General features: G+C 67.1%; 19 protein-coding genes. 7 read left to right on the top strand and 12 right to left on the bottom strand.

Annotated elements, in window-relative coordinates:
* Positions 1 to 24: 24 nt before the first annotated feature.
* The 11 genes from NLR35_RS04275 to NLR35_RS04225 all read right to left on the bottom strand — a co-directional run bounded on the left by NLR35_RS04275 (position 25) and on the right by NLR35_RS04225 (position 13,426).
* Entirely contained in the window at positions 25 to 2,034 is a 2,010-nt protein-coding gene (locus NLR35_RS04275) for a methyl-accepting chemotaxis protein (protein ID WP_257165323.1), read from the bottom strand.
* Between the two features lie 886 nt (positions 2,035 to 2,920).
* A complete protein-coding gene (locus tag NLR35_RS04270) occupies positions 2,921 to 4,264 on the bottom strand; it encodes a methyl-accepting chemotaxis protein (protein ID WP_257165322.1) in 1,344 nt (447 codons plus the stop codon).
* A 411-nt stretch (positions 4,265 to 4,675) separates the two neighbouring features.
* A complete protein-coding gene (locus tag NLR35_RS04265; protein ID WP_257165321.1) occupies positions 4,676 to 5,164 on the bottom strand; it encodes a cytochrome c-type biogenesis protein in 489 nt (162 codons plus the stop codon).
* Between the two features lie 5 nt (positions 5,165 to 5,169).
* The gene (locus tag NLR35_RS04260) at positions 5,170 to 7,149 is read right to left on the bottom strand and encodes a heme lyase CcmF/NrfE family subunit (RefSeq protein ID WP_257165320.1); all 1,980 of its coding nucleotides are present in this window, start codon (positions 7,147 to 7,149) and stop codon (positions 5,170 to 5,172) included.
* A complete protein-coding gene (gene ccmE, locus NLR35_RS04255; protein WP_257165319.1) occupies positions 7,146 to 7,661 on the bottom strand; it encodes a cytochrome c maturation protein CcmE in 516 nt (171 codons plus the stop codon). Before ccmE ends, NLR35_RS04260 begins: the two co-directional genes overlap by 4 nt.
* Positions 7,662 to 7,696: 35 nt before the next feature.
* Positions 7,697 to 8,797, bottom strand: a complete 1,101-nt coding sequence (gene ccmI, locus NLR35_RS04250) for a c-type cytochrome biogenesis protein CcmI (RefSeq protein ID WP_257165318.1) — start codon at positions 8,795 to 8,797, stop codon at positions 7,697 to 7,699.
* A gap of 156 nt (positions 8,798 to 8,953) precedes the next feature.
* Positions 8,954 to 9,223 carry a hypothetical protein gene (locus tag NLR35_RS04245; protein ID WP_257165317.1) on the bottom strand — a complete coding sequence of 90 codons (270 nt, stop codon included), beginning with the start codon at positions 9,221 to 9,223 and terminating at the stop codon, positions 8,954 to 8,956.
* A gap of 103 nt (positions 9,224 to 9,326) precedes the next feature.
* Positions 9,327 to 10,796, bottom strand: a complete 1,470-nt coding sequence (locus NLR35_RS04240) for a hypothetical protein (protein ID WP_257165316.1) — start codon at positions 10,794 to 10,796, stop codon at positions 9,327 to 9,329.
* A gap of 110 nt (positions 10,797 to 10,906) precedes the next feature.
* Positions 10,907 to 12,283 carry a sensor histidine kinase gene (locus NLR35_RS04235; protein WP_257165315.1) on the bottom strand — a complete coding sequence of 459 codons (1,377 nt, stop codon included), beginning with the start codon at positions 12,281 to 12,283 and terminating at the stop codon, positions 10,907 to 10,909.
* A 61-nt stretch (positions 12,284 to 12,344) separates the two neighbouring features.
* A complete protein-coding gene (locus NLR35_RS04230) occupies positions 12,345 to 13,019 on the bottom strand; it encodes a response regulator transcription factor (protein WP_006614547.1) in 675 nt (224 codons plus the stop codon).
* A 254-nt stretch (positions 13,020 to 13,273) separates the two neighbouring features.
* On the bottom strand, positions 13,274 to 13,426 hold the full coding sequence (locus tag NLR35_RS04225; RefSeq protein WP_009027687.1) for a hypothetical protein: 153 nt from the start codon (positions 13,424 to 13,426) through the stop codon (positions 13,274 to 13,276).
* A gap of 265 nt (positions 13,427 to 13,691) precedes the next feature.
* Between NLR35_RS04225 and NLR35_RS04220 the strand changes: the two genes are divergently transcribed.
* From NLR35_RS04220 to NLR35_RS04210, 3 genes are all read left to right on the top strand, one after another.
* Complete coding sequence (locus tag NLR35_RS04220; RefSeq protein ID WP_257165314.1) at positions 13,692 to 14,666, top strand: Ku protein; 975 nt, start codon at positions 13,692 to 13,694, stop codon at positions 14,664 to 14,666.
* 439 nt (positions 14,667 to 15,105) lie between these two features.
* Positions 15,106 to 16,104, top strand: a complete 999-nt coding sequence (locus NLR35_RS04215) for a LysR family transcriptional regulator (protein ID WP_257165313.1) — start codon at positions 15,106 to 15,108, stop codon at positions 16,102 to 16,104.
* A gap of 375 nt (positions 16,105 to 16,479) precedes the next feature.
* On the top strand, positions 16,480 to 18,027 hold the full coding sequence (locus tag NLR35_RS04210; protein ID WP_257165312.1) for a porin: 1,548 nt from the start codon (positions 16,480 to 16,482) through the stop codon (positions 18,025 to 18,027).
* A 153-nt stretch (positions 18,028 to 18,180) separates the two neighbouring features.
* Here NLR35_RS04210 and NLR35_RS04205 read toward each other — a convergent pair whose 3' ends face one another.
* Complete coding sequence (locus NLR35_RS04205) at positions 18,181 to 18,345, bottom strand: Flp family type IVb pilin (protein ID WP_035648307.1); 165 nt, start codon at positions 18,343 to 18,345, stop codon at positions 18,181 to 18,183.
* A gap of 423 nt (positions 18,346 to 18,768) precedes the next feature.
* Here NLR35_RS04205 and NLR35_RS04200 point away from each other — a divergent pair, with 423 nt between their 5' ends.
* The 4 genes from NLR35_RS04200 to NLR35_RS04185 all read left to right on the top strand — a co-directional run bounded on the left by NLR35_RS04200 (position 18,769) and on the right by NLR35_RS04185 (position 26,053).
* Positions 18,769 to 20,304, top strand: coding sequence for a thymidine phosphorylase family protein (locus tag NLR35_RS04200; RefSeq protein WP_257165311.1), 1,536 nt, complete (start codon positions 18,769 to 18,771; stop codon positions 20,302 to 20,304).
* Positions 20,305 to 20,347: 43 nt separating this feature from the next.
* Positions 20,348 to 21,940 (top strand): MBL fold metallo-hydrolase, encoded by a 1,593-nt coding sequence (locus NLR35_RS04195; protein ID WP_257165310.1) that lies wholly within the window; start codon positions 20,348 to 20,350, stop codon positions 21,938 to 21,940.
* A 267-nt stretch (positions 21,941 to 22,207) separates the two neighbouring features.
* Positions 22,208 to 24,325: an OmpA family protein gene (locus NLR35_RS04190; RefSeq protein ID WP_257165309.1), complete on the top strand. Its 2,118-nt coding sequence runs from the start codon at positions 22,208 to 22,210 to the stop codon at positions 24,323 to 24,325.
* Between the two features lie 12 nt (positions 24,326 to 24,337).
* The gene (locus NLR35_RS04185; RefSeq protein WP_257165308.1) at positions 24,338 to 26,053 is read left to right on the top strand and encodes a cell envelope biogenesis protein TolA; all 1,716 of its coding nucleotides are present in this window, start codon (positions 24,338 to 24,340) and stop codon (positions 26,051 to 26,053) included.
* Positions 26,054 to 26,107: the final 54 nt, after the last annotated feature.

Here is a 26,107-nt window from a genome sequence, read left to right as displayed (position 1 = left end):
GTTAGCGCAACACCTCGCCCTGCCTCACGCCGCCTGCAGCGAGCCCAGGAACCGGCTTACCTCTCGCTTCAACCGCCCGCTCTCCGCCGACAGCGAACGTGCCGCCGTCAGCACCTGGGCCGACGCTGACCCCGTCTCCGATGCTCCCCGTTGCACGTCGTCGATGTTGCGCGAGACGCGCTGAGTGCCGTTGGCGGCGTGTTGGACGTTGCGGGAAATTTCCTGGGTGGCGGCGCCCTGCTCTTCCACGGCGGCGGAGACGGCGGCGGAGATTTCGGACAGGCGGCCGATGGTGTTGCCGATCTCCTGGATCGAGCCGACCGACTCCTCGGTGGCGGCCTGGATGCCGGAGACCTGCTGGGCGATCTCGCCGGTGGCTTTCGCCGTCTGCTCGGCCAGCGCCTTGACCTCGGCGGCGACCACGGCGAAGCCGCGGCCGGCTTCGCCGGCGCGGGCAGCCTCGATGGTGGCGTTGAGCGCCAGCAAATTGGTCTGGCCGGCGATGCTCGAGATCAGCTCGAGCACGTCGCCGATGCGCGCGGCCTGCTTCGACAGCGTGCCGACGCGCTCATTGGTGCGGTTGGCCTGCGCCACGGCTTCGCCGGCGATGCGCGCGGATTCCTGCACCTGGCGGGAGATCTCGCTCACTGAAGAGGACAGCTCCTCGGCGGCGGAGGCCACCGTCTGCACGTTGGACGAGGCCTCCTGCGAGGCGGCGGCGACCTCGGTCGACAGGTCCTGGCCGCGCGCGGCGGTGCTGGTCAGCGTGCCGGCGGAGGCCTCTAACTCGGCGGACGCATGCGACACCGCATCGATGATCTCGCCTATGGCCTGCTCGAACTGATGGGCGAGCCGGGCCATGTCGGCCTTGCGCGCGTGCTCCTGCCGCGCCTCGGCGTCCGCATGCTCGGCACGGAGGCGCTCGGTCTCGGCCATGTTGTCCTTGAACACCTGGATCGCCGTGGCCATGGCGCCGATCTCGTCACGGGCGCCGCGGCCGGGGATCTCGACGGCGACCTCGCCGCTCGCCAGCCGCCCCATCGCCCGCGTCATCGCGGCGAGCGGGCCGACGATGCCGCGCGCGATCAGGAACGCGACGAGGCAGCCGAACAGCACGGCAGCGGCGCCGACCTGCATCTGCAACGAGATGGTGTGGCCGATCGCGCCTTCCGCGGTCGTGCGCGCGGCGTGATAGTCGGAGTTGATGCTTGCTTCGGCGGCTTTGAGGGTCTCGATGCTCCTTGCGATCAGCGGCTCGATCGCGTTGGCGTAGACCTCCTCCGACTTCAAGGTCGCGGCGGCGGTGGCCTCGAATGCGTTCTTGTTGAGGTCGAGCGAGGCCTTCACCGGCGCGATCGCCGCGAGCACGCTGGCCGGCGGCGAGTTGCCCTCCAAGGTGGCGAGGCGCTGCTCGACATTGTCGACGCCGGCGCGGAAGGCGGACGCGGCCTTGGCGTCGCGCAGCGCCAGGAAGCGCCAGGTCGCGATGCGCACCAGCTGCAGGCGGGTGTCGATGTCGGCGACCGCGGTCATCACCTCCGGCTCCTTGGAGATGCGCGCGGAGATCGAGAGCTTGGCGGTCTTGGCGGCGAGGTCCTCGCCGCCCGGCAGCAGCGCGGCGCGGCCGGACTTGATCTGCCTGACGGCGTCCTGCAACTGATCGCGCAGCGTCTTCATCTGCGCGATGTCGGTCAGCAGATCGGCAAAGGCCTTGCGGCGCTCGGCGGAGAGCGGGCCGTTGCCGGCGGCCTGCAGCAGCTCGGTCGCGGCGGCCTCGCGGTCGGCGGCCTCCTTCAGCGCGGGCTCGTTGGCGTCGTGGATGTAGCGCAGGTTGGCGCGCTGGATCGCCTGGAGGTGGTTGGAGATCTGCAGGATGCGCGCGGTTGCGTCCGACAGCGCCGACATGCTCGCGACCTGGTCGCTGACGGCGCGGAGATTCCACACCGCGACCGCCGCCATGATCATGCCCACCGCCACCAGCGCCGCGAAACCGGCGTAGAGACGACCCCTGATCTTCAACCCGAAGCTCATCATTCCCGTTGGCCCCTTCCCTTGTGCGGTCAACGGGCGTCCGATGTCACGGCGCCTGCCCGCACAGCATCCGCCGCATGCGCGACGACTCCTCCCAGCAGAGCATGTGCACGATGAAGGGTATTTGCTAATAGCCGGTTAGAGAGGCCCGTGAAGTTCCGGGGATGATGGCGTTTGCGGAGCTACGTAGTTGCGATGAGTTGCGTGGTCGACCGTCGCAGCTCGGGATGCGGGATCGTTGGGCAGCTTGGGCCGGAGGCATATGCCGGCGCACGGCAAATCGCGGTTGGTCGTGAGGGAATGACGGATGACGCTGCGCTCGTCCGCCCTCCCCTTTGCACGTGTCGCTCGAGCGGCCTCGACATGCTCCGCTGTCATCCCTGCGAACGCAGGGACCCATACTCCCCGGCGGTTATTGTGAGACACAACTGGGCCCACATCCCGCCCGACAACCTCTCCCTGGGGTTATGGGTCCCGGCGTTCGCCGGGACGACGCCGGAGGACTGGGTAGGAGCGTGCCTCATGACGAAAGCTTGTAGGGCGGCTTAGCCGCAGGCGTAAGCCGCCGCGCGGCAGTTGCTGTCCATCGTGAGGGAATGGCGGATGACGCTGCGCTCATCCGCCCTACTTTCCGCCCGTATCGCGCGAGCGGCCTCGGCAGACTCCGCTGTCGTCCCTGCGAACGCAGGGACCCATACTCCGCGGCGGTTGTCGTGAGACATGACTGGTCCCACATCCCGCACAACAACCTCTCCCTGTGGTTATGGGTCCCTGCGTTCGCAGGGACGACAGCGGAGGACTGGGCGGGGACGTCGCGCGACGATGGACGGTGGACGGCGAAGCCTCTCGCCGCCGTCATTCGGCTGGCTGAGGAGCGGCGCGCCTGCCCTCAGCTCGCCTTTACGCTGACGATGAATGCATCCACCTCGCGCTTCAGCGTCTCGGCCTGCTGCGAGAGATCGCCGGCGGCGTCGCGGGCGTCGGTGGCGAGGCGGCCGGTTTCGGCCGAGGTGGAGGTGATCTGGGCGATGTGGTTGGAGACGTCGAGGGTGCCGCGGGCGGCTTCCTGGACGCTCTTGGAGATGTCCTGGGTGGCGTTGCGCTGCTGCGAGGTGTCGACCTCGATGCCGGACATGATGGCGCTGATCTCGGAGAGCGTCGTCGAGATGCCGTCGATGGCGCCGCGGGTCTCCGCGGTGATGCCCTGGATGCTGGCGACATGGGCCGAGATCTCGTCGGTCGCCTTGCTGGTCTGGTCGGCGAGGTTCTTCACCTCCGAGGCCACGACCGAGAAGCCCTTGCCGGCTTCGCCCGCACGCGCCGCCTCGATGGTGGCGTTGAGCGCCAGCAGGTTGGTCTGCGCGGCGATCGCCTGCACCAGCTGCACGACGGTGCCGATCTTCTCGGCGGCATCCGACAGCGAATGGATGGTGTTCTTGCTCTTCTCGGCCTGCGAGGCCGCGCCCTCGGCGCGCTGGGTGGCGTCGGAGACGCGGCGGCTGATGGTGCCGATCGAGCTGGTCATCTCCTCCGTGGAGCCCGCCACCGTCTGCACGCTGCGATTGGCGTGGTTGGCGGCGGCCTCGACCGCATTCGCCTTCGCCGAGGTGTCGTTGGCGGCGCGCGACAGCGTCTCGGCGTTGCTCTTCAGGCGGACCGCCGACGACGCCACGCTGCTGACGACGCTGGCGACGAGCTCGTTGAAGGAGTGGATGCGGCCGTCGAGGAAGCGCGAGCGCTCGCCCTGGCGCTGCGCCTCCTGCAATTCGCGCTCGGTGAGGCGCTGGCGCTCGATGCCGTTGGTCTTGAACACCTCCAGCGCGCCGGCGAGCTGCCCGATCTCGTTGGAGAGGCCGAGGCCGGGAATGCGCGTGGCGTATTTCTGGTCGGCGACGTCGCGCATGGCCGAGACCATCGCAGCGAGCGGACGCAGAATGCCGTTCTGCACGGCGGCGTAGGTCATCAGGCAGACCGCGCTGGCGAACACCGCGATGGCGACGCAGGCGATCAGGAACCAGGAGAACGCCGACTGCGCCTGCTGATAAATCAGGGTCGCATGGTCGCGCGCCGGGCCGCTGAGGCTGGCGAAGTCCGACGACAGGCTGGTGATCTGGTTGTTGAGATAGAGCACCGCAATGAAGCCGGTGCCGCCGCCGATCGCCAGCAGCATCAGGAGCGCGGCCACGACGCCCCCCACGAGGAAGCGGATCGTCAGATTGCTGTTGGAGAACATGGAGCTTGCCCGGACGCGTCAGACGGAATGTCCTGTGCAACCTTCCAGACAATGGTAAAATAAGATGAAAGCCGGAGGACGGGTGGAGCACGGGAGAGCACGGGATTTTACGGGGGGGGCGCGAGTTGCGAGCTGGGATGTTTGTTTGATCCCAGTCGCCGTCGCTAACGCTTAGCAAGACACAGCACCGCTCCCGCCCCTCACCCTGAGGAGCCCGCCGCAGGCGGGCGTCCCGAAGGGCGAGGCCCGCGCGGTGGCCTCATGGTTCGAGACGGCGCTGCGCGCCTCCTCACCATGAGGGGTTGGCACCTAAGGGGGTCCTGCACACCGACCATGAACGCGCCGAGAGGCGTGTTCATGGAGAGGGAAGCTCCGATCTTGGCGCGGCACATCAACCCTAGGCCGAGCGCGTCACGCCGCCGGCGGCTGCTTCTCCGCCGCCATCAGCGCGGCCAGCCGCGCCTCCTCCTCGGCCGTCAGCTTCGGCGTGGCGTCCGTGCCGCGCTGGCCGCGGCGGCGGACCTGCCACCACAGCGCCAGGCCGCCGCCGAGCAGCAGCACCGGAGGCAACAGCCAGAGCAGCCAGGTCTGGCGCTCGAACCGCGGCTTGAGCAGCACGAACTGGCCGTAGCGGGCGACCAGGAAATCGAGCACCTGATTGTCACTGTCACCAGCGGCGAGGCGCTCGCGCACCAGCAGGCGCAGGTCGCGGGCCAGCGGCGCGTCGGAATCGTCGATCGACTGGTTCTGGCAGACCATGCAGCGCAGCTCGCGCGACAGCGCCCGGGCGCGCTGCTCCTTGGCGGTGTCCGACATCACCTCGTCGGGCTGCACCGCATGCGCCATGGGGGCCGCGAGCAGCACTAGCACGAGCATCAGCGAGCTGAGACGACGTCGCATCCGCCCTACTCCGCCGGCTGCAGCGCGCGCGCCGCCCGCGCCGGGCGCGGGGCGCCGACGCGCAGGCGGCGATCGGACAGCGACAGCAAGCCGCCGAACGCCATCAGCACCGGGCCGAACCAGATCAGCAGCACCAGCGGCTTGTGATAGATGCGCACGGCGAGGCCGCCATCCGGGGTGGTGTCGCCCAGCGAGACGTAGAGCTGGCTGACGCCGCGCGTCAGCAGCGCCGCTTCGGTGGTCGACATGCCGCGCGTGGAGAAGCTGCGCTTGCTCGGCGTCATCACCGCGAGCTGCTTGCCGTCCTCGCTGATCACGAAGGTGCTGACGACCTCGGTGAAGTTCGGCCCCTGGCGCTGGGTCATGCCGTCGAACTTGATCTCATAGCCGGCGAGACCGCGGACGTCGCCGGGACGGAGCGTCGAGATCAGCTCGCTGTTCCAGGTGGTCTCACAGACGATGCCGAGCAGCGCCACGCCCAGGCCGGCATGGGCAAAGGCCGTGCCCCACACCGAGCGTGGCAGACCCTTAGTCCGATGCAGCGCGGTCTTGAACGGCACGCGGGTGATGCCGCTGCGCTCGACCAGATCGACGATGGCGCCTGATATGACGAACACGCCCAGGCCAATGCCGAGCGGCGCCAGCGCGCTGCCGCCACGCGCCCAGGCCCAGGCGATCGCGATCGCCACCAGCGAGGCGACACCGGCGGCGAGCAGCCGTTGCGTGGCAGCTAAGAGATCGCCGCGCTTCCACGCCAGCATCGGGCCGAACGGCACCATCAGCAGCAGCAGCGCGAACAGCGGGCCGAAGGTGAGGTTGTAGAAGGGAGCGCCGACCGAGAGCTTGAAGTCGAGCGCTTCCATGATCACGGGATAGAGCGTGCCGAACAGCACGGTGGCGCAGGACACGGTGAGCAAGAGATTGTTCAGCACCAGCGCGCCCTCGCGCGAGATCGGCGCGAACAGCCCGCCCTGCTTCAGCGCGGTGGCGCGGCCGGCGAACAGCGTCAGGCTGCCGCCGATGAACAGCACGAGAATGCCGAGGATGAAGACGCCGCGCGTCGGATCGCTGGCGAACGCATGCACCGAGGTGATGACGCCGGAGCGCACCAGGAAGGTGCCGAGCAACGACAGCGAGAAGGTCAGGATCGAGAGCAGGATGGTCCAGACCTTGAGCGCGTTGCGCTTCTCCATCACGAGCGCGGAGTGCAAGAGCGCGGTGCCGGCGAGCCAGGGCATCAGCGAGGCGTTCTCGACCGGGTCCCAGAACCACCAGCCGCCCCAGCCGAGCTCGTAATAGGCCCAGTACGAGCCCATGGCGATGCCGAGCGTGAGGAATATCCAGGCCATCAGGGTCCACGGCCGCACCCAGCGCGCCCAGGCCGCATCGATGCGGCCCTCGATCAAAGCGGCGATGGCGAACGAGAACGAGATCGAGAAGCCGACATAGCCGAGATAGAGCATCGGCGGATGCACGGCCAGCCCGATGTCCTGCAACACCGGATTGAGGTCGCGGCCCTCGATCGGCGGCGTGGCGAGGCGCGCGAACGGATTCGAGGTGGTCAGGATGAACAGATAGAACGCGCTCGCGACCCAGGCCTGCACCGCGAGCACGCGGGCACGCAGCGACAGCGGCAGATTGTTGCCGAAGGCTGCGACCATGGCGCCGAACAGCGCCAGGATCGACACCCACAGCAGCATCGAGCCTTCGTGGTTACCCCATACGCCGGTGATCTTGTAGAGCAGCGGCTTCATCGAGTGCGAGTTCTCGAACACGTTGGCGACGGAGAAATCCGAGGTCACGTGCAAGGTGATCAGCGCGATGAAGGAGAGGCCGGCGAACAGCAATTGCGCCAGCGCCGCCGAGCGGCCGACATTCATCAGCGCGACGTCGCGTTGCGCGGCGCCGAGCATCGGCACGGTCGACTGGATCAGCGCCAGCGCGAGCGCCAGCACCAGGGCATAATGTCCGCTTTCTGCAATCACTGCGTCGCTCCTGCCGCCGTCTTCTCGCCCTCGCGCATCGACACGGGCCCCGGTTTGGCGCCGCCTTGCGGCTTGCCGTAATCGTCCTTCCAGTGGCCCTGCTTCTTCAAGCTGTCGGCGACTTCCTTCGGCATGTAGGTCTCGTCATGCTTCGCGAGCACGGTGTCGGCCTTGAACACGCCGTTAGCATCGAGCGCGCCCTCGGCGACGACGCCCTGCCCTTCGCGGAACAGGTCCGGCAGGATGCCCTTGTAGGCGACCGGCAGCTTGGCGCCGCCGTCGGCCACTTCGAAGGTGACGGCGAGATCGTCGCCCTTCTTCAGCGAGCCCGGCTGCACCAGGCCGCCGAGGCGGAAGCGCTTGCCCGGCGCGACGTGCTTTTCGGCGACCATGGTCGGCGTCGAGAAGAACACGATGGAGTCGCGCAGCGCATTCAGCACCAGCCCGGCTGCGACCGCGAGCACGAACAGCGCCCCGCCGATGATCGTCAAACGCCTCTGCTTGCGTGTCATCCCATTATCCCGTTCGCGGCCGACGCGCCGCTCATCTATCCATCCAGCCCGAAGGTCTTCACGCCCTCGTTGAGCTGGCGCAACCGATCGGCATCCTTCACGGCCTGCCGCGCATCGGATAACGCCGATCTGGCCTTGTCGAGATCACCCATCACGACATAAGCGCGCACCAGACGCAGCCAGCCCTCGACATCGTCGCCGTTCTGCTTCAGCCGGGTCGCGAGCCGGTCGACCATGCCGCGGATCATCGCCTCGCGGTCACCGTCGTTCATGTCCTTGGCGGCGGCCATCGCCTCGTTCGGCAACGCCGGCGCCTCACCGCCGCCGACGCGGGCGAGCGCGGCAACCACCAGCGGCCGCCACGGCGCATCCGCCGGGCCCTTGCTGAGCATGGCGCGCCAGATGTTGGCGGCGTCGTCCTTGCGGCCGTCCTGCTCGGCGGCCAGCCCGAGATAGTAATTAGCCTTGGGCTCGTCGGCATCGAGGGCATGGCCGCGCTCGAACTCGGCCTTGGCCTCGGCGGTGACCACGCCGCCCGCGGCAGCCGTGATGACCTCGCCGAGATCGGCCCGCTTGGCGGCGCCGTCCCCGGCATAATTGATCATGTTGCGATAGGCGCGGATCGCGTCCTCGGTGCGGCCGAGCCGCGCCAGCACCGGGGCGAGCACGCTCCAGCCGCGGCCGTCGGTCGGGTTCTTCTGCAGATGCTGCTCGACCTGGGAGACGAGGTTCTCCAGCGGCTGCGAGCCGTCGGCCGGCTTGGCGCGGGCGGTGAGCGGAAAATCAGGCAGTTGCGGCGAGCCGAGCGGCAGGTACACCGCGAGCGCCACGATCGGCACGCCGATCAGCGCCAGCACCGCGGCAACCCGGCGCAGGCCGACGCGCGGCTTGGCCGATGGCTCGCTCTCCTGATCGGCGGCAGCCAGAAGGCGGCGGCCAATCTCGACCCTGGCCGCCTCGGCCTCGACCTTGCCAATCAGGCCGGTTTCGACGTCGCGCTCGATCTCGGCCAGTTGGTCCTTGTAGACGGCGGCTTCGCGGCCGTCCGACGGCGAGCGCGCGCCGAGCCCGAGCGGCAGCAGCACGGCGAAGATCGCCGCAGCCGTCATCACGGCGAACACGAACCACAGCGTCATCGGACCCAACGCGTCATCGGAGAGAGTTCCAGGCAGCGCCCACCGGCGGACGCGGGTTGCGGGAGCTTTTAACCAGCACCGTTCCCGGCGGCAATTCACAATTGCCGCCCTGGTACCCCAGCCGCCCCCGCCGAAAAACTCAGGAGGATTACGTAATTAGCGGACCTCGAACTCCGCACTCTTGGCCAGGTAGCTGCCGTGGCCGTTGAACGCCACCAGGAAATAGGTGCCCGGCCGAACCTCCTGGCTCAGCCGGATCCGCAGCGAGCCCGCCGGGACCGGCGAGGCGATGGTCGTGACGGGATCAGGCAGTTGCGTCCCGCTCGTCTTGTCGACGAGCACGACCTTGGCCTTGATCATGAGGTTGCGATAGGTCGCGCTGACCACGCGATTCTCGACTTCGACGAATCTGATGACGGAAATCATGGTCTTGATGAAAAGATGGAACCGGCGGGAACCTATGCACGCCCCGGCGTGGGGTCAACCTAAAATTGCACAATCAAAAACGTAGACAGAATAGCAGAAAAACTCAGCCGGCGCGCGAGGATTTTCGCTCGCCGTTCATGGCATTGTCGGCCGACCGGCTCATCAATTGGGCGTAGTCGTTACCGAACAGAACATGGCAGAAGCGGATCGCCGCCGACACCTGGGACTGCCGATAGGCGCGCGCCCGCGCATCGCCCGAGCGCAGCGACTGCACCAGCGCTTCGGTGGCCTTTTCGACATATTGCTGCAGGTCGGTATAGGTGCGCAGCGTGACCTCGTTGATCGCGAGCTCGCTGGCATAGTTGCGGCACACCGCGACGAACTCGATCAGCGCCGCCACCTCCTCAACCTCGCCGGCATCGACGCCCGCGCCGGCCGGAATGTCCTTGTCGGCGCGCTGGCGGAGGATGCGGCGGGCCCGGCCCGGCACGCTATCAATCTCAGATTGCAAGGCGTTGGAGATGTCGGCGCGGATGGCCGTGAGCTGCTTGCCCCAGTTCGACTCCGACCGCAGGTCGAGCTCTGTGCGCAGGCCGCGGACGCCGTCATGCAGCGTCTTCAGCGTGTCGCCGAGATTGGAAAAGTGCCCGCGCCGAATGTCGGCGCGCAGCACCGAGGCGAGGTTCGCGAGATCGTTGAGCGCAATGGTGACGGCGACGCCGAATGGGGTCGCAGCCACGCGGATTTCGTCGTCGGATGCCGCGATCTTGGTGGCCAGGCGGATGATCTGCCAGGGCGCGGCGAGGCGCTGCATCACCAGCGACAGCGCAAACGGCAGCATCGCGGGCGTCTGCAGCGACGGCACGTTGATGGCCTCGGTGACCGAGGCGATCTGCGAATCGCCGAGCACGCGGATGATGCCGGGCAGCCGGCCGTTGAGGCCGTCGAGCGCCTCGCGATTCTGCAGCACTAGCGCGATCGGCAGCAGGTCCTCGATCACGCTGGGCGCACCGATGCGGGCGAGCAGGCGCTGGCGGTCGCCGGTCGCATTGGGACCGACCAGCTTCATCAAGGCCTCTGCGGCGGCGAGCTGCAGCTTGCGAGCGGCCATGTCGACCTCGCGCGTGCTGTCGCCGCCCGCCGACATCGCGGCGTCGAACTCGGCATAGCGCTCCGGCGCGCCTTCGCGGCCAAGCCACTGCCAGACCGCCAGCAGCGAGGCGCGGCGGATCTGGCCGGGACGGAGAGAGCCGGTGGAATCGGTGAGGAACGGCTCGAGCGGTCGGAACAGCCGGCGCGGGCCATCGCCGCTCTGGCGGCGCTCCTCGCGCGCCTGCGGACGGGCGACCTCGACGGCTGCTGGCGGACGAACCGGTTCGGCTGCGGCGGGCGGAGCGACAGCGGGTGCCGGGGGACGCACAACTTTGCGCAACTGCTCGAGCACCATGGTGGCCACGGCCACGTCCTGGCCGCGCTCGATCGCGCGCTCGAACTCGCGCATCAAGAGCGACTGCGCGCTCGGCGGCAGCTGCCCGAGATATTCCCTCAACCGTTCGTGAGCTGTCTGACCCATGCGCCGACGTGCAAATTTCCACGGCGAGAGCGCACATCGCGCACCCCGGCCCCCACCATAGCCGCCGCGGTATTAAGAACACCTTTAGGATGGCGGAATTCGCCGGCCCGTCAAACGCCGGGCAGGACCAGCTCCGCCCGCAAGCCCCCGATCGGGGCATCGCCCAGGGTCAGGCGGCCACCATACAGCGCAGCCAGATCGCTCACGATCGACAGGCCGAGCCCTGAGCCGGGTTTGGACTCATCCAGCCGCTGACCGCGCCGCAACACCTGGGCGCGCTCGGCCGCCGACAGGCCACGGCCGTCGTCATCGACGACGATACGGAGCATCGGCGACGCCCCCGCCTGGGCCGGCGGCTGCACCGCGACCTCCACCGACACCCGCGACGCCGCCCATTTGCAGGCATTGTCGACGAGATTGCCGACCATCTCCTCCAGGTCCTGGCGCTCGCCGCGAAACCGAGCGGCGGCATCCGCGGTCGCCTCGACCGCGATGCTGCGCTCGCGGTAGATCTTTTCCATGGTGCGGCGCAGCGCCTCGATCGCCGGCGCGACCTCGGTGACCGTCGACACGATGGTGACGCGGGCCGCGATCCGCGCCCGCTCGAGATGATGGGCGACCTGGTCGCGCATCACATCCGCCTGCTCCATCACCTTCGCCGCGAACGGATCTGCCGCATGGGTGGTCGCTTCGTTGACGATGACCGACAGCGGCGTCTTGATGGCATGGGCCAGATTGCCGACATGGGTGCGCGCCCGCTCCACGATCTCGCGATTGGCGTCGATCAGCGCATTGGTCTCGCGCGCCAGCGGCGCGATCTCGACCGGAAACTCGCCTTCGAGCCGCTCGGCGCGGCCGGAGCGGATGTCGGCGATCGATTCGGAGATGCGCTTCAACGGCGCCAGACCATAATTGACCTGGAAGACCGTGGTGAGCAGCAGCACGATGCCGAGCGCGGTGAAGGTGCCGCCGAGGTAATAGTCGAAGCTGCGGGTCTCGTCGAAAATCTCCGACGCATCGCCGGCGACGCTGACCAGGAATTTGCCGTCGGAGCCGAGATCGACCGGGCGCTCGACCATGCGCAGATCCTGATTCTCCGGTCCCTCGACGTAGCCGATCCGGATACCAGCCGCGGTCAGCTCGATCCCCTGCTCCTCCAGCTTGGGCAGCTTCTTGTCCCAGAGCGAGCGCGAGGCCCGCACCTCCGGCTTCTCGGTATCGGTGCGGGTGATCTGCCAGTACCAGCCGGACAATGGCAGCTCGAACAAGGGTTCGCCGAGCGACTGGAATTGCCGGTCCGGCGGGTCGTCAGGCGTGGCGACCTCGGCAATCAATGTGCGGAGATAGAGGTTGAGCCGGCGATCGAAGGCGCGCTCGGTCGCATTGCGATAGACCGAGGACAGCACGATGCCGGTGATGGCGAGGATGACCACGAGCCACGCGGTCGCGGACAGGAACAACCGGGTGGCAAGTGAACTCTGGCGCATGACCGCAAATTAGCGAAACGGCCGGCGCCCGGCCACATCAATGGCGGGCGCCGAGCTCGGATCAGGCGCCGGCGGCCGGCGGGGGAGTCAAGAGATAGCCGAGGCCGCGCACGGTCTGGATGACGTCGCAGTCGAGCTTCTTCCTGATTCGGCCGACGAACACCTCGATCGTATTCGAGTCGCGGTCGAAGTCCTGGTCGTAGAGATGCTCGACCAGCTCGCTGCGCGACACGACGCGGCCGGAATGATGCATCAGGTAGGACAGCAGGCGGTATTCATGTGAGGTCATCTTGACGGGATTGCCCGACACGCTGACCTTACCCGTGCGGGTATCGAGCGTGACCGGTCCGCATGTCAGCTCACTCTGGGCATGGCCGGCAGAGCGGCGCAGCAACGCGCGGATGCGCGCCAGCACCTCTTCGAGGTGAAACGGCTTGGCGACGTAGTCGTCGGCGCCGGCATCGAAGCCCTGCACCTTGTCGCTCCAGCGATCCCGTGCGGTCAGGATCAGGACCGGCATCGCGCGGCCATTGCGCCGCCACGCTTCCAGCACCGAGATGCCGTCCATCTTGGGCAGGCCGATATCCAGCACGACCGCGTCGTACGGCTCGCTGTCGCCAAGATAATGCCCCTCCTCACCATCGAACGCACGGTCCACGACGTAGCCGGCGTCGCTCAGGGCCGTGGTGAGCTGACGGTTGAGATCCGGATCGTCCTCGACAACGAGCAGACGCACGCTTGCCTCCAAAGCTGAACTGCACGATTTCCGCCCTCAAGATGAACCGGAAGGCCGTGAACCGCGCATGAACGGAACCCGACCGATGGGGTTACTTTTTGGTCATCTCGGCCCGGACCGTCGGCAAGGGCCGACAGAATTGGGGCGGATATAAGCTCTGGGACACCACGATGAAAAGCCCGGCCATGGGGATGGCCGGGCTGGAGCTGGTGATGGGTGGCGACTGCTGCGTCCCGCGGTCGGCCGATGCGCCTTCAGGTATGGAAGAACACGAACCACACGAGGCCCAGGACCAGCAGCGCCAGCCCCGTGGAGATGGCCAGCATGGCCAGGACCGACGGGCCGGGTTCACCCTGCCGCGCTTCGGTGGGAGTTTCGACGATCTGCGACCCTCGTCTTGTTGCCATGGCGCCCTCAGCTCGCTGCTATTTCGATATCGAGCGCGGTATCGCGCTCCCTCAGTTGCTCCCGTTGGCAACGTCGACCGCCAGATGATGTTCCGGGGACCGGCACGGCTGCGACCAGTTAACGCCGCTCTCAGAATCTGCAGCTACGCTTGTTGAATCCAGGGCCTGCGATGTTATCCTCGCGGCCGCTGGCGACAACTACGTCCGCAGCAGCCCGGTCCCCGGAGAGTCCGCCCGTCAGTTCGCAGTTGAGTGGAGTTGAGGAATGGCCCCGCGCGCCAATTGGAAGGGTTTTCTGCGGCTGTCGCTCGTGACCTGTCCGGTCGCGCTCTATCCGGCGACGTCGGAGTCCGAGAAGGTCTCCTTCAACCAGATCAACCGCAAGACCGGTCATCGTATCAAATACAGCCGGGTCGACGCCGAGACCGGCGAGGAAGTGGCCAACGAGGACATCGTCAAGGGCTACAAGGTCGACACCGACACCTACATCGAGGTCACCAAGGACGAGCTCGAGGACATCGCGCTCGACTCGACGCATACGATCGAGATCGACGAGTTCGTCCCGCGCGCCGACATCGACAGCCGCTATCTGATCCGCCCCTATTATCTCGTCCCCGACGGCAAGGTCGGCCATGACGCCTTCGCAGTCATCCGCGAGACGATCCGCAGCATGGACAAGGTTGCGATCGGCCGCGTGGTGCTGACGAACCGCGAGCACATCATTGCGCTGGAGCCGCTCGGCAAAGGCCTGATGGGCACGCTGCTGCGCTATCCCTACGAGGTCCGCAACGAGGACGAATATTTCGACGACATCCAGGACGTGAAGATCACGGGCGACATGCTGGATCTCGCCAAGCACATCGTCGAGAAGAAATCCGCCGACTTCCAGCCGGAGAACTTCGAAGACCATTACGAGGCCGCGCTGGTCGAACTCATCAACAAGAAGCGCAACGGCGTGACCATCACCGCCAAGGCGGCGCCGAAGTCGAGCGGCAACGTCATCAACCTGATGGATGCGCTGAAGCGCAGCCTGGCCAACGAAGGCGACAAGGCGCCCGCCGCGTCGGCCCCTGCTCCGAAGACCAAGGCCAAGAAGCCGAAGAAGCGGGTCGAGGGCCAGCGCGAGATGCTGCTGCCGATCAGCGGCAAGAAGGCCAAGGACGAGCCGAAGAAGGCGGAGGAGCCGAAGAAGGCCGAGAAGCCGGTTCGGACGACCGCGCGCTCGCGCAAGGCGAGCTGACACGCCGAGACGATCCACCGTCTTCGAAACACGCGGCACGCTCTCCGAGGTCGCCGCGGAGCTTGACGAGCTCGGTCTCGCGAAGGTCCAGGCCCTTCCCCATCCCTATCGGCCACAACCCAGGCGACGCCTCGCACTCATCTGCGAGCAGCAGCGATCCCCGCCTGGCCCTCGGAATCAGCTGAGTCGGTCAGCCATTTGCCATTGTCAGACGCGGATTTGTGATCACGATGAGGCGGCGTCGATGCTTGCGGAATGAGCACGTCGCGCCTAGCTCTGCGGCGCGGGTGAATGATCGGGCGCGCGTCGAGTCGGTGCATCTGGTCCGGATGGTGGAACGATCTTGGCGGAGTCGTTCCGGCTGCACGACGCAGTGTGTCAGGGGGTGTGCATGTTTCAGCGCGATGAGAGACAGGATCAGGCGCGGCTGGACTAGGGCATGGCGCGAGTCCAATTGTCCGAGCTCTCGGCGTTCGCGGCCGTCGCGGACACGTTGAGCTTCACCAAGGCTGCCGCTCACATCGGCTGCTCGCTGCCGACCATCAGCCAGACGATCAAGAGTCTCGAGGAGCGGCTCGACGTCAGGCTGTTCAACCGGACCACGCGCAGCGTCGCGCTGACCGAAGCCGGCGTACGGCTGCTCGCGGAGATCCAGCCGGCTCTCGAACGTGTCGATCAGGCGATCGAGAGCATCAACGCCTTCCGAGACAAGCCCGTGGGCACGCTCCGGCTGGCGGTGTCGCGCGTGTTCGCCCTCAGAGGCCTTGGGCCGCTGATCAGGTCGTTCCTCGCCGAATATCCGTCCATTCAGCTCGAGCTCGCCGTCGACGATACGAACAGCGACATCGTCCGCAATCGCTTCGATGCCGGTATCCGATCCGGTCATCGGGTCGAGCGCGACATGAAGGTGATCCGCGTGTTCGACGACTGCAATTTCATCGCCGTCGCCTCGCCGGACTATCTCGCGAGCCGTCCGGCGCCGTCCCATCCGGAAGAGCTTCAGACACACAACTGCATCCGGCATCGCTTTCCGGCCGATGACACGCTGCAGCCGTGGATCTTCGACAAGGGCGAGCAGCGGGCGGAGATCGCCGTGGACGGCTCGCTGATCGTCAACGATTTTGATCTGGCCCTGAATGCCGCGCTGGACGGCGTCGGTGTCGCCTATCTCGTCGAGCCGATGGTCGATCCGCATCTGGCGGACGGACGCCTGGTGCGTCTGCTGCCCGACTGGAACTACGCGACTCCAGGACTGTTTCTGTATCATCCGAGTCGGCGACAGCCGCCGATGCCTTTGCAGGTGTTTCTCGACTTCGTGAAGCGTTGGCGAGGCGACGCCATGCGACAGCCGATCGCATCCATCACGAGACTAGGCGGCAACGCGCTTGTCGTCACACCGTCACATCGGGTATCGGCTCAGATCGAGTCGGGCCGATGAGACGTCGCGCGAGAAGAGCGTTTCTGCGGGTGGGTCAGGGACTTGCCGAAGCACGATGACGTGCAGAGCATCACCACCGGGATTGTTCGGGATTCCCATCTACCCTATTCACGAATAACATCATTAACAGATTGCCATCGACAGGTCAGAAGGATGGCGTGATCGCGTCGAAGCGCGTGCGAACGAAGAGCGCGTTAACGACGATCGAGCGGAACCCGAGCAAACGAGCAACTTTCATCAAATTGAAATGGGCTCGTGGACAATTCGTTCACGCGATCCGAGAGCCGAGCGTATCGGTGTGGGGACATGAAGTCTGGCGACGCCAGGGGCGACACGCGGGGGGCCGTGTGGGCGCCGATCAACCGGAGACATAGAATGAAGACGATGAGGGGCCTGCTTCTCGGAACGGGAGCAGTGATTTTGTCAGCCGCAGCGGCTCAGGCCGCGGATCTTCCGATCAAGGCCAAGGCCGTCGAGTACGTGAAGGTCTGCTCGCTCTACGGCACGGGCTTCTACTACATTCCCGGCACCGACACCTGCATCAAGCTGGGTGGCTATGTGCGCGCGGAAACCGCGATGTGGACCAACAGCAATTATGGCGGCGCCTATTCCGCCCAGGGCGGCGCGGACAATCGCCTCAGCAACCGGCTTCAGACCCGCGCACGCCAGGATCTGAACATCGATACGCGCACCGCGACCGAGTACGGCGTGGTCCGCACCTATTTCGACGCGGTGTTGACTTGGACGTCGGGCACCTATGCCGGCGTCGGCAATGGCGGCACCCAGTACAACACCGGCTCCGCCAGCACGACCGCCCTGACCTCCGTCAACGGTCTCAGCAATGACGGCATCTCGGGCGGCTCGCTCGGCGTCTACTACGCCTTCATCCAGTTCGCCGGCTTCACCATGGGCAAGGCGGTGTCGACGTTCGACGCGCCGTGGACCAACTACCCCGGCAACAATTTCGACGGCCTGGTCGGCGGCAGCGGCTCGAACAACGGCGTCAACCAGTTCACCTACACCGCCGATTTCGGCCAGGGCATCACGGCTGCGGTCTCGGTCGAGGACCAGAGCCAGTTCTTCACCAGCAACATCTGGAACACGTCCGGCATCACCTCGTCCGGCGTGCTGGGCGGCGCCTATGGCACGAACAGCATCGGCGGCAACGTGGCGCCCGACATCATCGGCATGGTGCGCGTCGATCAGGCCTGGGGCCTGTTCCAGGCGTCGTTCGCTGCGCATGACAACCACGCCGGCTACTACTCTCCGGGCGTCGAGACCGCCGGTCATCCGTCGGACAAATGGGGCTGGGCCGGCCAGCTGTCGCTGTCGATCAAGAACATCCCGACCGGTCCAGGCGACGTCCTGAACCTGCAGGCGGTCTATACCGACGGCGCCAGCCGCTACAACTTCCAGAGCTTGGCTTCGACGTCCTACTCGATGTACGGCAGCACCGGCGTCGCCGGCGCCTACCAGAGCATCGGCTTTGCCGGCGTTGCCGATGCGGTGTTCGGCAACGGCACGGGCCTGTCGACCGTGCAGACCTGGGGCATGCGCGGCGCCTTCACCCATAACTGGGATCCGCACTGGAACACGGCGCTGTACGGCGCCTACGCCCAGGTCCGCTACGGCCAGACCGGCTCGGATCTGATCTGCACGCGGATCGCGGCGACCGGACTGCTCACGGCGGGCTCGACCTGCAACCCAGACTTCAACCTGTCGCAGATCGGCCTGATCACGCGCTGGGTGCCGGTCAAGAACCTGACCTTCTCGGCCGACGTGACCTACAGCCATCTCGACCAGAAGTTCTCGGGAACGGCGAACGCTCCGACCGTCGCCAGCACGGCGAAGCCGGCCGCGATCTACCAGCTCAAGGACCAGGACACCGTGAGCATGCTGCTGCGCGCCCAGCGCAACTTCTGACGCTGGACGATCGAACCTCCGAACAGGCCACGAGCTTCCGGCGATGCCCCGCCGGAAGCTCGTGCTTCATTCGGACACCGGATCGATCGCACCAAGGGATCGATCACATCAGGATATTATGAGCAGGCGCGTGCGTTCCGGCAGCGAGGTCGATTACTTGATCGAGCTGTTGATCGACGTGAACTTGCTGCTGAGGCCGGACCCCAGGCCGTTGACCGCCGCCAGGATCACGATGCTGAGGCCGCCGGCAATGATGGCGTATTCGATCGACGTCGCACCGGCCTGATCTTTGAGAAAGCTCGCAATCAACTGCCGCATCTACCACTCCGGTCGGGCTCGATCATCTGATGCGCCGGAAGGGCGCGCCAAGGCCGGGACGGACGCCCCGCGGAAACCCTGCGTCATCGGCTTGAACAATGGGTTAACCCGACAAGGGAGCCGCGGCGTCCGGACATCAACGCGCGAGGCCAAGGCGAGCTCGCGCCTGCGTTGTCCCGGCATGCTCAAAAGACATCACAAGCAGCTGACTTCATTGCGTTTTGTTTTCGGCTCGCCGGCCCTGGGGGATCGGCCGAACCTCTTCGCTGCTTCCGAATTCTCATGCGATACATTTAGAAAAAATTCGGCTTGTCCGGCAGATGGCATCTCAAGATGCACCCGAAGATCCCACCTGGGGATTCCATGGCATGATCTGGGTCAACGGCCCTGGCGGCGCACCGCATAGGGTTTATCCTGAACGCCATGACCGCCGCATCAGACACCACCCGCCCCCAGCTCAAGATCCGCAGCGTCGCGCTCGATACCGGGCGCGAGAACGTCGTCGTGATCTCACGGCGCTCGCGTGCGCTGCGGCCCGAGGTGTTCAGCGGCTTCAGCCGGGTCGAGCTGCGCTGCAATTCGCGAACCCTGCTCGCCACCCTGCTGATCACCGACGACGACGCCCTGGTGGGACCCAACGAGATCGGCCTGTCGGAGCCGGCGCTGCGGCGATTCGCCGAGCCGGAAGGGACGCTCGCCACGGTGTCGCCGGCCACCCCGCCCGAGAGCCTGGAATCCGTCCGCGCCAAGATCCGCGGCGAGACCTTGAGCGACCAGGCGATCGCCGCCGTGATCGACGACCTCGCCCATTACCGCTACTCGGACATGGAGATCGCGGCCTTCCTGATCGGCTCCGCGAGCTTCATGACCTCGGGCGAGTTGCTGGCGCTGACCCGCGCGATGGCCAATGCCGGCACCCAGCTCAAATGGCCTGAGCCCGTGGTCGTCGACAAGCACTGCATCGGCGGCATTCCCGGCAACCGGACCTCGATGGTGGTGGTGCCGATCGTCGCGGCGCATGGCCTGACCATCCCGAAGACCTCGTCGCGCGCGATCACCTCGCCGGCTGGCACCGCCGATACGATGGAGGTGCTGGCGCGGGTCAATGTCGGCGCCGAGGAGATGAAGTCGATCGTCGCGGCCTGCAATGGCTGCGTGATCTGGGGCGGCCACGTCAATCTGTCGCCGGCCGACGACATCCTGATCTCGGTCGAGCGGCCGCTCAGCCTCGACACCCGCGAGCAGATGGTGGCCTCGATCCTCTCCAAGAAGCTTGCCGCCGGCTCGACGCATCTGCTGCTCGACCTGCCGGTCGGACCGACGGCCAAACTCACCAGCGGCGCGGAGGCGATGCGGCTGCGCAAGCTGTTCGAGTTCGTCGGCGACCGATTCGGGCTCAAGGTCGAGGTGATCACGACCGACGGGCGCCAGCCGATCGGCAACGGCATCGGCCCGGTGCTGGAAGCACGAGACGTCATGGCCGTGCTCGGCAACGAGCCCACGGCGCCGGCGGACCTGCGCGAGAAGTCGCTGCGGCTCGCGGCGCATCTGCTCGAATATGATCCGAAGCTGCGCGGCGGCGCCGGCTATGCACGGGCGCGCGAGCTGCTCGACAGCGGCGCGGCGCTGAAGCAGATGCTGAAGATCATCGATGCGCAGGGGCCGTCGGAGTGCCGCAGCGAGCTCGGCGATCTCGCTTTCGACGTCAGGGCCGAGCACGACGGCATCGTGTCCGCCATCGACTGCCTGCGGCTGAATCGCCTGGCGCGCACGGCCGGCGCTCCGGTCAACAAGGGCTCCGGCATCCGCCTGTTCAAGAAGATCGGCGACCGCGTCGACCAGGGTGAGCCACTGTATCGCGTGTTCACCTGCGATCCGTCGGAGCATGATCTGGCCCTCGCGGCCGCCGGCGCCAACCACGGCTATGCCTTTGCCGAAGGCCCGGACGGACGGCCGTGATGAGCCGTCGTCATGGTTCGTCTCATTGTCTGGAGATTGCCGCATGAGTGTCAGCCTTCGCTTCTGCGGCGCCGCGCATACCGTGACCGGGTCCTGCTATCTGGTCCGCACCGACCAGGGCCAGATCCTCATCGATTGCGGCCTGTTCCAGGGCCAGAAGACGCTGAAGGAGCTGAACTACGGCGACTTCCCGTTCCGGCCTGAAGACATCGAGGCCGTGCTGCTGACGCATGCGCATATCGACCACAGCGGCCTGCTGCCGAAGCTGGTGCGGATGGGCTTCGACGGCAAGATCTTCGCCACGCGCGGCACTATCGATCTGTGCTCCTGGATGCTGCCGGACGCCGGCAACATCCAGGAGCAGGAAGTGCTGGCGTTGAACCGGCGTAACATCGCGCGCGGCCGCGACGAGGTCAGCCCGATCTACACCCAGGCCGATGCGATCGCGTCGCTGCAATATTTTCAAGCCGTGCCCTACGAGACCTGGACCGACATCATGCCGGGCGTCCGCGCCCGCTACTGGAATGCCGGACACCTCCTGGGCTCGGCCTCGATCGAGATCGAATTTGCCGGACAAGGCGCCGACGGCGCGCCGCTGCGCCTGCTCGCCTCAGGTGACGTCGGCCCGGACGCCAAGCTTCTGCAGCCTGATCCGAAGGCGCCGGAAGGCTTCGACTACGTGATCTCGGAAGCCACTTACGGCGATCGCATTCGCGAGCCGATCACGCCGGAGCAACGCCGCGACCGTCTCGCCGGCGAGGTGCGCGACGCCGCGACCGCCAGAGGCGCGCTGCTGATCCCGGCTTTCGCAGTGGAGCGGACGCAGGAGCTGATCGTCGATCTGGTCGGGCTGATGGAGCATGGCGCGATTCCGGCCGCGCCGATCTTCCTGGACTCGCCGCTCGCCATCCACGCCACCGAGGTGTTTCGCGCGCACACCGAGAGCCTCGACGGCGGCAGCGATATCGGCCGCCTGCTGTCCTCGCCGCATCTGCGCTTCACCGAAACCGTCGACGAGAGCAAGGCGATCGCCAAGCTGACCGGCTTTCACATCATCATCGCCGCCAGCGGCATGTGCGATGCCGGCCGCATCCGCCATCATCTCAAGCGCTGGCTGTGGAACAGCCGCGCCACGGTGCTGCTGGTCGGCTACCAGGCCAACGGCACGCTCGGCCGCTTCCTGCAGGACGGCGTCAAGGCGGTGCGCATCCAGGGCGAGGAGATCAAGGTCAGCGCCCGCATCCGCATGATCGACGACTATTCGGGTCACGCCGACGGCGCCGAGATCGCGCGCTGGATCGCGGCGCGCCGGCCGATCGCGCGCGGGCTGTTCCTGTCGCATGGCGAGGAGGCGGCGATCGCCGCATTGGCGACGCGCGTCGGCGAGCGGATCGTGCCGGCGGCCAAGGTGTTCTCTCCCCTGCTCGACGACGTCTATGAGCTCACCAGCGCCGCGCCGACGCTGCTCGACGCCGCACGAAGGCGACGGCTCGCGCCGGAGGCCGTCACCCGGCTCGACTGGCATAATGATATGTCGGGCCTGCTGCTCGACATCCACGCGCGCATCGAGCAGGCCGCGGACGATCGCGCCCGCGGCGTCATCATCCGCCGCCTCAGGCGGGCGCTGGAGGAGTGAAGCTCCGCACGGCGGCGTGAAGACGAGGCAAGAGCTTCGTCGTCGAACGGTCACAGTTCGATCGCACCCTCGTCGCATCGGACAAAGATCGATGACGCGCGGAGCGCGGCTGCCGAAGACGACGCCATCTGCGCTTGTGAATAGGAAACGACACAACGCGCAGACGGCTGGTCTCCGGGAACTATTCTGCTACGCTCGACGGGTGGTTCACGACAACGGCACGATCCGGGTGAACCCGGCGCAGGTGGGGAAACGGGGGGCTCTCACATGCATCAACCATCGAAATGGTGGACGGGACTGATCGCTGTCGCCGTGCTCTGGCTGGCGGCGGTGAGCTTCAAGACAGCTGACGTCGAAGACGATATTGCGCCGCGAGCGCGCGCCGCCGTCGCGGCGGCCGCACCGGATACCACTGCTGCGCTGAAGGTGTCAGTCGCCGGCCGCGACGTTCGCATCGAGGGGCCCGAGTTCAGCGCCGATCAGCCGGAGCGGCTGAGCGAAGCCGCAGCAGTGAACGGCGTCCGCCTGGTCGATGACAGCTACGACAAGCTGCCGACACCGAAACCCTACGCATTCCGCGCCGCACGCAACGGCAACCAGCTCGTGCTCGAAGGCGGCGTGCCGACGCCCGCGGTCCGCGAAGCCATTCTCAACGCGGCCCGCTCCGCGGGCGGCGGCGGAGTCGTCGATCGGCTCGGCTATGCTCTGGGGGCTCCCGTCAACTTTGCCGCCATCGCCGGCCATGGCCTGGCCCAGGCCGCCAAGCTCAATGGCGGCGCCTTCGCGCTCGCGGACAAGTCCTATTCGATCGCGGGCACGGCCGCCTCGTCCGATGTGTATGAGGCGGCTGTTGCGGCGACGCGGCAGCTGCCGAGCGGCGCGGTGCTCGACAAGGTCGCCATCCTGCCGCCGGAGGCAAAGCCCTTCATCTGGAGCGCGGTGCGGGACGACAAATCGGTCGTCTTATCCGGCGTCGTTCCGACCGACGATCTCAGGCGCGCGCTCGAGACTGCCGCGGCCAAGGCGTGGCCGGGGTCATCCGTGATGCATCAGATGCAGATCGCGCGCGGCGCGCCCGCTGGTGATTTCAATGCCTTTGCCACGTACGCGCTGGCCGAGCTGGCGCGGCTGAGCACGGGCCGTGTCGTCATCACCGACGCCTCCTACACGATCTCCGGCGAGGCGCCCTCCTCTGCCGCCTACGACGAGGCCATGGCCGGCGTCGGCAAGTTGCCGGCCGGCCTGACGCTTGCCAAGGCGGACATTCTGCCGCCGGAGATCAAGCCGTACCGCTGGACGGCAGAGTTCAACGGCACCGGGCTGAGCCTGTCGGGTCTCGCGCCCAGCACAGCCTCTCGCGAGGCGATCATGGGCGCGGCGACCGGACAGTTCGACGGCAAGCCGATCAACAGCCAGATCGGCATCGCGCGCGGCGCGCCCGACGGCGATGTCGCCAAGGTCGGTGCCGGCCTGCTGCAACAGCTCGCCAAGCTTTCGGACGGCCGCGCCGATATCAACGACACGCAGGTCTCGATCAGCGGGGTCGGGCTCGCCAACGTCACCGGCGCTGCGGTGCGCGAGCAACTGGCCGGCGCGCTGCCCGCGCCGTTCACGCTCGCTGCCGTGGACGTGCGCGACGGCCCGGTCTCGCCTTACACCTTCAGCCTGCAGAAGCAGGACGGCCGCGTCCAGCTGAGCGGCTATGTGCCAGATGATGCCGCACGCCGCGATCTCGTCGGCGCGGCCACATCGGCCTTCGTCACCGAAACGGTCGAGGACGGTTTGAAGATCGCCGACGGCGCGCCGAAGGATTTCGTCAAATCGCTGACGGCGACATTCCCGGCCCTGGCGCGGCTGTGGTCCGGATCTCTGACGGCGAAGGACGCGACCGTCTCGGTCGACGCGCTCGCCATCTACGACAAATCAGCCGAGCAGGTGCGCAAGGAGCTTGCCGACGCCGGCGGCGATCTCAAGCTCGACGAGGTCAAGATCGGGGTGAAGCCGGAGAGCCCGCCGCTCCCCGTGGCCGAATGCCAGCCGGCGTTCGAGGGCCTGCTCGCCAAGGGGCGCATCCGCTTTGCGACCGGCAGCGCCGAGCTCAGCCGCGAGTCGCTGGCGCTGCTGGACCACATCGTCGACGTGGCGCAGCGCTGCAAAGACGCCGAGATCGCGATCGGAGGCCACACCGACAATGTCGGCGACGAAGCCGACAACATGGATCTCTCGAAGCGGCGGGCGGAGGCCGTGGTCGGCTACATCAGCGAGGCCGGCATCGACACCTCGCGGATGACTTCGGAAGGCTACGGCCAGAACCGACCGGTCGCCTCCAACGACACGCCTGACGGCCGCGCGCAGAACCGCCGCATCGAATTCGTCGTGAAGTGAGGCGCTGACATCATGATGTACGACCTGACGACGTTCTTTTTCTGGATCCTCCTCGCCATCGTCATCGGCGGCTTCGTCGGCTGGCGCACCTGGTCGGATGCGAAGCAGCCGGACTGGATGCGGACCTGGCTGTTGCCGGCCATTCTGGCCTTCCTGATCGGCGCCCTGATGGCGATGCTGAGCGTGCTGCCGGGCCGCGCCGGCCTGTGGCTCGAGGTGGCGCTGCTGATGGTCGGCGGCTACGTCGTCGGCTGCTTCGTCGGCGGACAGCTGAAGGACTATGTCGGGATCGGTGACTCAAGCGCGATGTCCCCGGGCGGCCCTGGCAATGTCGCAGCGTTCACGGCGCCGGCCCCCGCGCGTCCATGGGCGGACAGCCCGTCGCCGGCCGCGCAGGCCGCGGCCCAAGTCGAGGCCGATCGCCTTGCTGCGGAGGCCGCAGCAAAGGCCGAGGCCGATCGCCTCGCTGCTGAAGCCGCAGCAGAGGCCGAGGCCGATCGCCTCGCCGCGGAAGCGGCTGCGAAGGCCGAGGCCAATCGGCTCGCCGCGGAGGCGGCCGCAAAAGCAGAAGCCGATCGGCTCGCCGCGGAGGCGGCCGCAAAAGCAGAAGCTGATCGGCTCGCCGCTGAAGCGGCTGCAAAGGCTGAGGCTGATCGGCTCGCCGCTGAAGCGGCTGCAAAGGCCGAGGCCGATCGTCTCGCGGCGGAAGTTGCCGCAAAGGCCGAAGCCGATCGTGTTGCGGCGGAAGCTGCCGCGAAGGCGGAAGCTGAGCGTCTTGCCGCTGAGGCCGTCGCGAAGGCGGAGGCGGAGGCTGCCCGCCTGGCCGCGGAGGCCACGGCCAAAGCCGAAGCGGATCGACTGGCCGCCGAAGCGGCCGCCAAGGCCGAGGCCGAGCGTCTCGCCGCGGACGCCGCAGCCAACGCGGAAGCCGATCGCCTCGCCGCCGAAGTTGCGGCATCGGCGGCCGAACCTCCGCCGAGCGACGGCAATGGCGCCGATGATGGCCGCCCCCCGTCCCTGCTTGCGCCCGACGGCGCGGCCGACGATCTCAAGCTCATCAAGGGCATCGGACCGAAGAACGAGGCCATCCTCAACGACATCGGCGTGCATCATTTCAGCCAGATCGCCGAGTGGGCGCCGCCGCATGCCGAGTGGGTCGGCCACCACATGGCTTTCCCGGGCCGCATCGAGCGCGAGCACTGGATCGCGCAGGCCAAGCTGCTCGCCGCCGGCCTGGACACTGCCCACTCGACGGCGGTGAAATCGGGCGCGATCACCATCGACGACCAGGCCGATGCGCCGCTGAGCGAGGACGAGGCCAGCTACCTCCTGGCCCACCTGCCGGCGCTGATGCCGCCGGTCGAGAACGAGGAGGCCCACGCCGGCACCCGGCCGCTCGGCCTCGCCGCTCCACGTGGCGGGCAAGCCGACGATCTCAAGCTGATCAAGGGCATCGGCAAGCAGAACGAGGCGCGGCTGCATGGCCTCGGCATCTGGCACTTCGACCAGGTCGCGGCCTGGACGGCCGAACACGCCAAATGGGTGGGCTCCTATCTGGCCTTTGCAGGCCGGATCGAGCGCGAGCAATGGATCAGCCAGGCCAAGGAGCTGGCGAGCGGCGGCACGACGGAGTTCTCCCGTCGAGCCGAGGCAGGTCTCGTCAAATCGTCGCTCGACGACGGCTCTCGCGGACAGGACAACATCGAGGTGGTGCAGCCGCGCGAGTAGGATGACGATCAGCTAAGTTCCAGCGTGCTGCCAGATACAGCGCCCTCTCCCCTT

Origin of the sequence: Bradyrhizobium sp. SRS-191, assembly GCF_024586915.1 — a bacterium.
Taxonomy (GTDB): domain Bacteria; phylum Pseudomonadota; class Alphaproteobacteria; order Rhizobiales; family Xanthobacteraceae; genus Bradyrhizobium.
The sequence above is the reverse complement of the archived record's forward strand: the minus strand, read 5'-3'. Positions and strand labels throughout refer to the sequence as shown.

Excerpts from the sequence above, each read along its gene's own strand:
- NLR35_RS04275 (WP_257165323.1), bottom strand. The coding sequence starts at position 2,034 with ATGATGAGCTTCGGGTTGAAGATCAGGGGTCGTCTCTACGCCGGTTTC.
- NLR35_RS04270 (WP_257165322.1), bottom strand. The coding sequence starts at position 4,264 with ATGTTCTCCAACAGCAATCTGACGATCCGCTTCCTCGTGGGGGGCGTC.
- NLR35_RS04265 (WP_257165321.1), bottom strand. The coding sequence starts at position 5,164 with ATGCGACGTCGTCTCAGCTCGCTGATGCTCGTGCTAGTGCTGCTCGCG.
- ccmE (WP_257165319.1), bottom strand. The coding sequence starts at position 7,661 with ATGACACGCAAGCAGAGGCGTTTGACGATCATCGGCGGGGCGCTGTTC.
- ccmI (WP_257165318.1), bottom strand. The coding sequence starts at position 8,797 with ATGACGCTGTGGTTCGTGTTCGCCGTGATGACGGCTGCGGCGATCTTC.
- NLR35_RS04245 (WP_257165317.1), bottom strand. The coding sequence starts at position 9,223 with ATGATTTCCGTCATCAGATTCGTCGAAGTCGAGAATCGCGTGGTCAGC.
- NLR35_RS04240 (WP_257165316.1), bottom strand. The coding sequence starts at position 10,796 with ATGGGTCAGACAGCTCACGAACGGTTGAGGGAATATCTCGGGCAGCTG.
- NLR35_RS04235 (WP_257165315.1), bottom strand. The coding sequence starts at position 12,283 with ATGCGCCAGAGTTCACTTGCCACCCGGTTGTTCCTGTCCGCGACCGCG.
- NLR35_RS04225 (WP_009027687.1), bottom strand. The coding sequence starts at position 13,426 with ATGGCAACAAGACGAGGGTCGCAGATCGTCGAAACTCCCACCGAAGCG.
- NLR35_RS04220 (WP_257165314.1), top strand. The coding sequence starts at position 13,692 with ATGGCCCCGCGCGCCAATTGGAAGGGTTTTCTGCGGCTGTCGCTCGTG.
- NLR35_RS04215 (WP_257165313.1), top strand. The coding sequence starts at position 15,106 with ATGGCGCGAGTCCAATTGTCCGAGCTCTCGGCGTTCGCGGCCGTCGCG.
- NLR35_RS04210 (WP_257165312.1), top strand. The coding sequence starts at position 16,480 with ATGAAGACGATGAGGGGCCTGCTTCTCGGAACGGGAGCAGTGATTTTG.
- NLR35_RS04205 (WP_035648307.1), bottom strand. The coding sequence starts at position 18,345 with ATGCGGCAGTTGATTGCGAGCTTTCTCAAAGATCAGGCCGGTGCGACG.
- NLR35_RS04200 (WP_257165311.1), top strand. The coding sequence starts at position 18,769 with ATGACCGCCGCATCAGACACCACCCGCCCCCAGCTCAAGATCCGCAGC.
- NLR35_RS04195 (WP_257165310.1), top strand. The coding sequence starts at position 20,348 with ATGAGTGTCAGCCTTCGCTTCTGCGGCGCCGCGCATACCGTGACCGGG.
- NLR35_RS04190 (WP_257165309.1), top strand. The coding sequence starts at position 22,208 with ATGCATCAACCATCGAAATGGTGGACGGGACTGATCGCTGTCGCCGTG.
- NLR35_RS04185 (WP_257165308.1), top strand. The coding sequence starts at position 24,338 with ATGATGTACGACCTGACGACGTTCTTTTTCTGGATCCTCCTCGCCATC.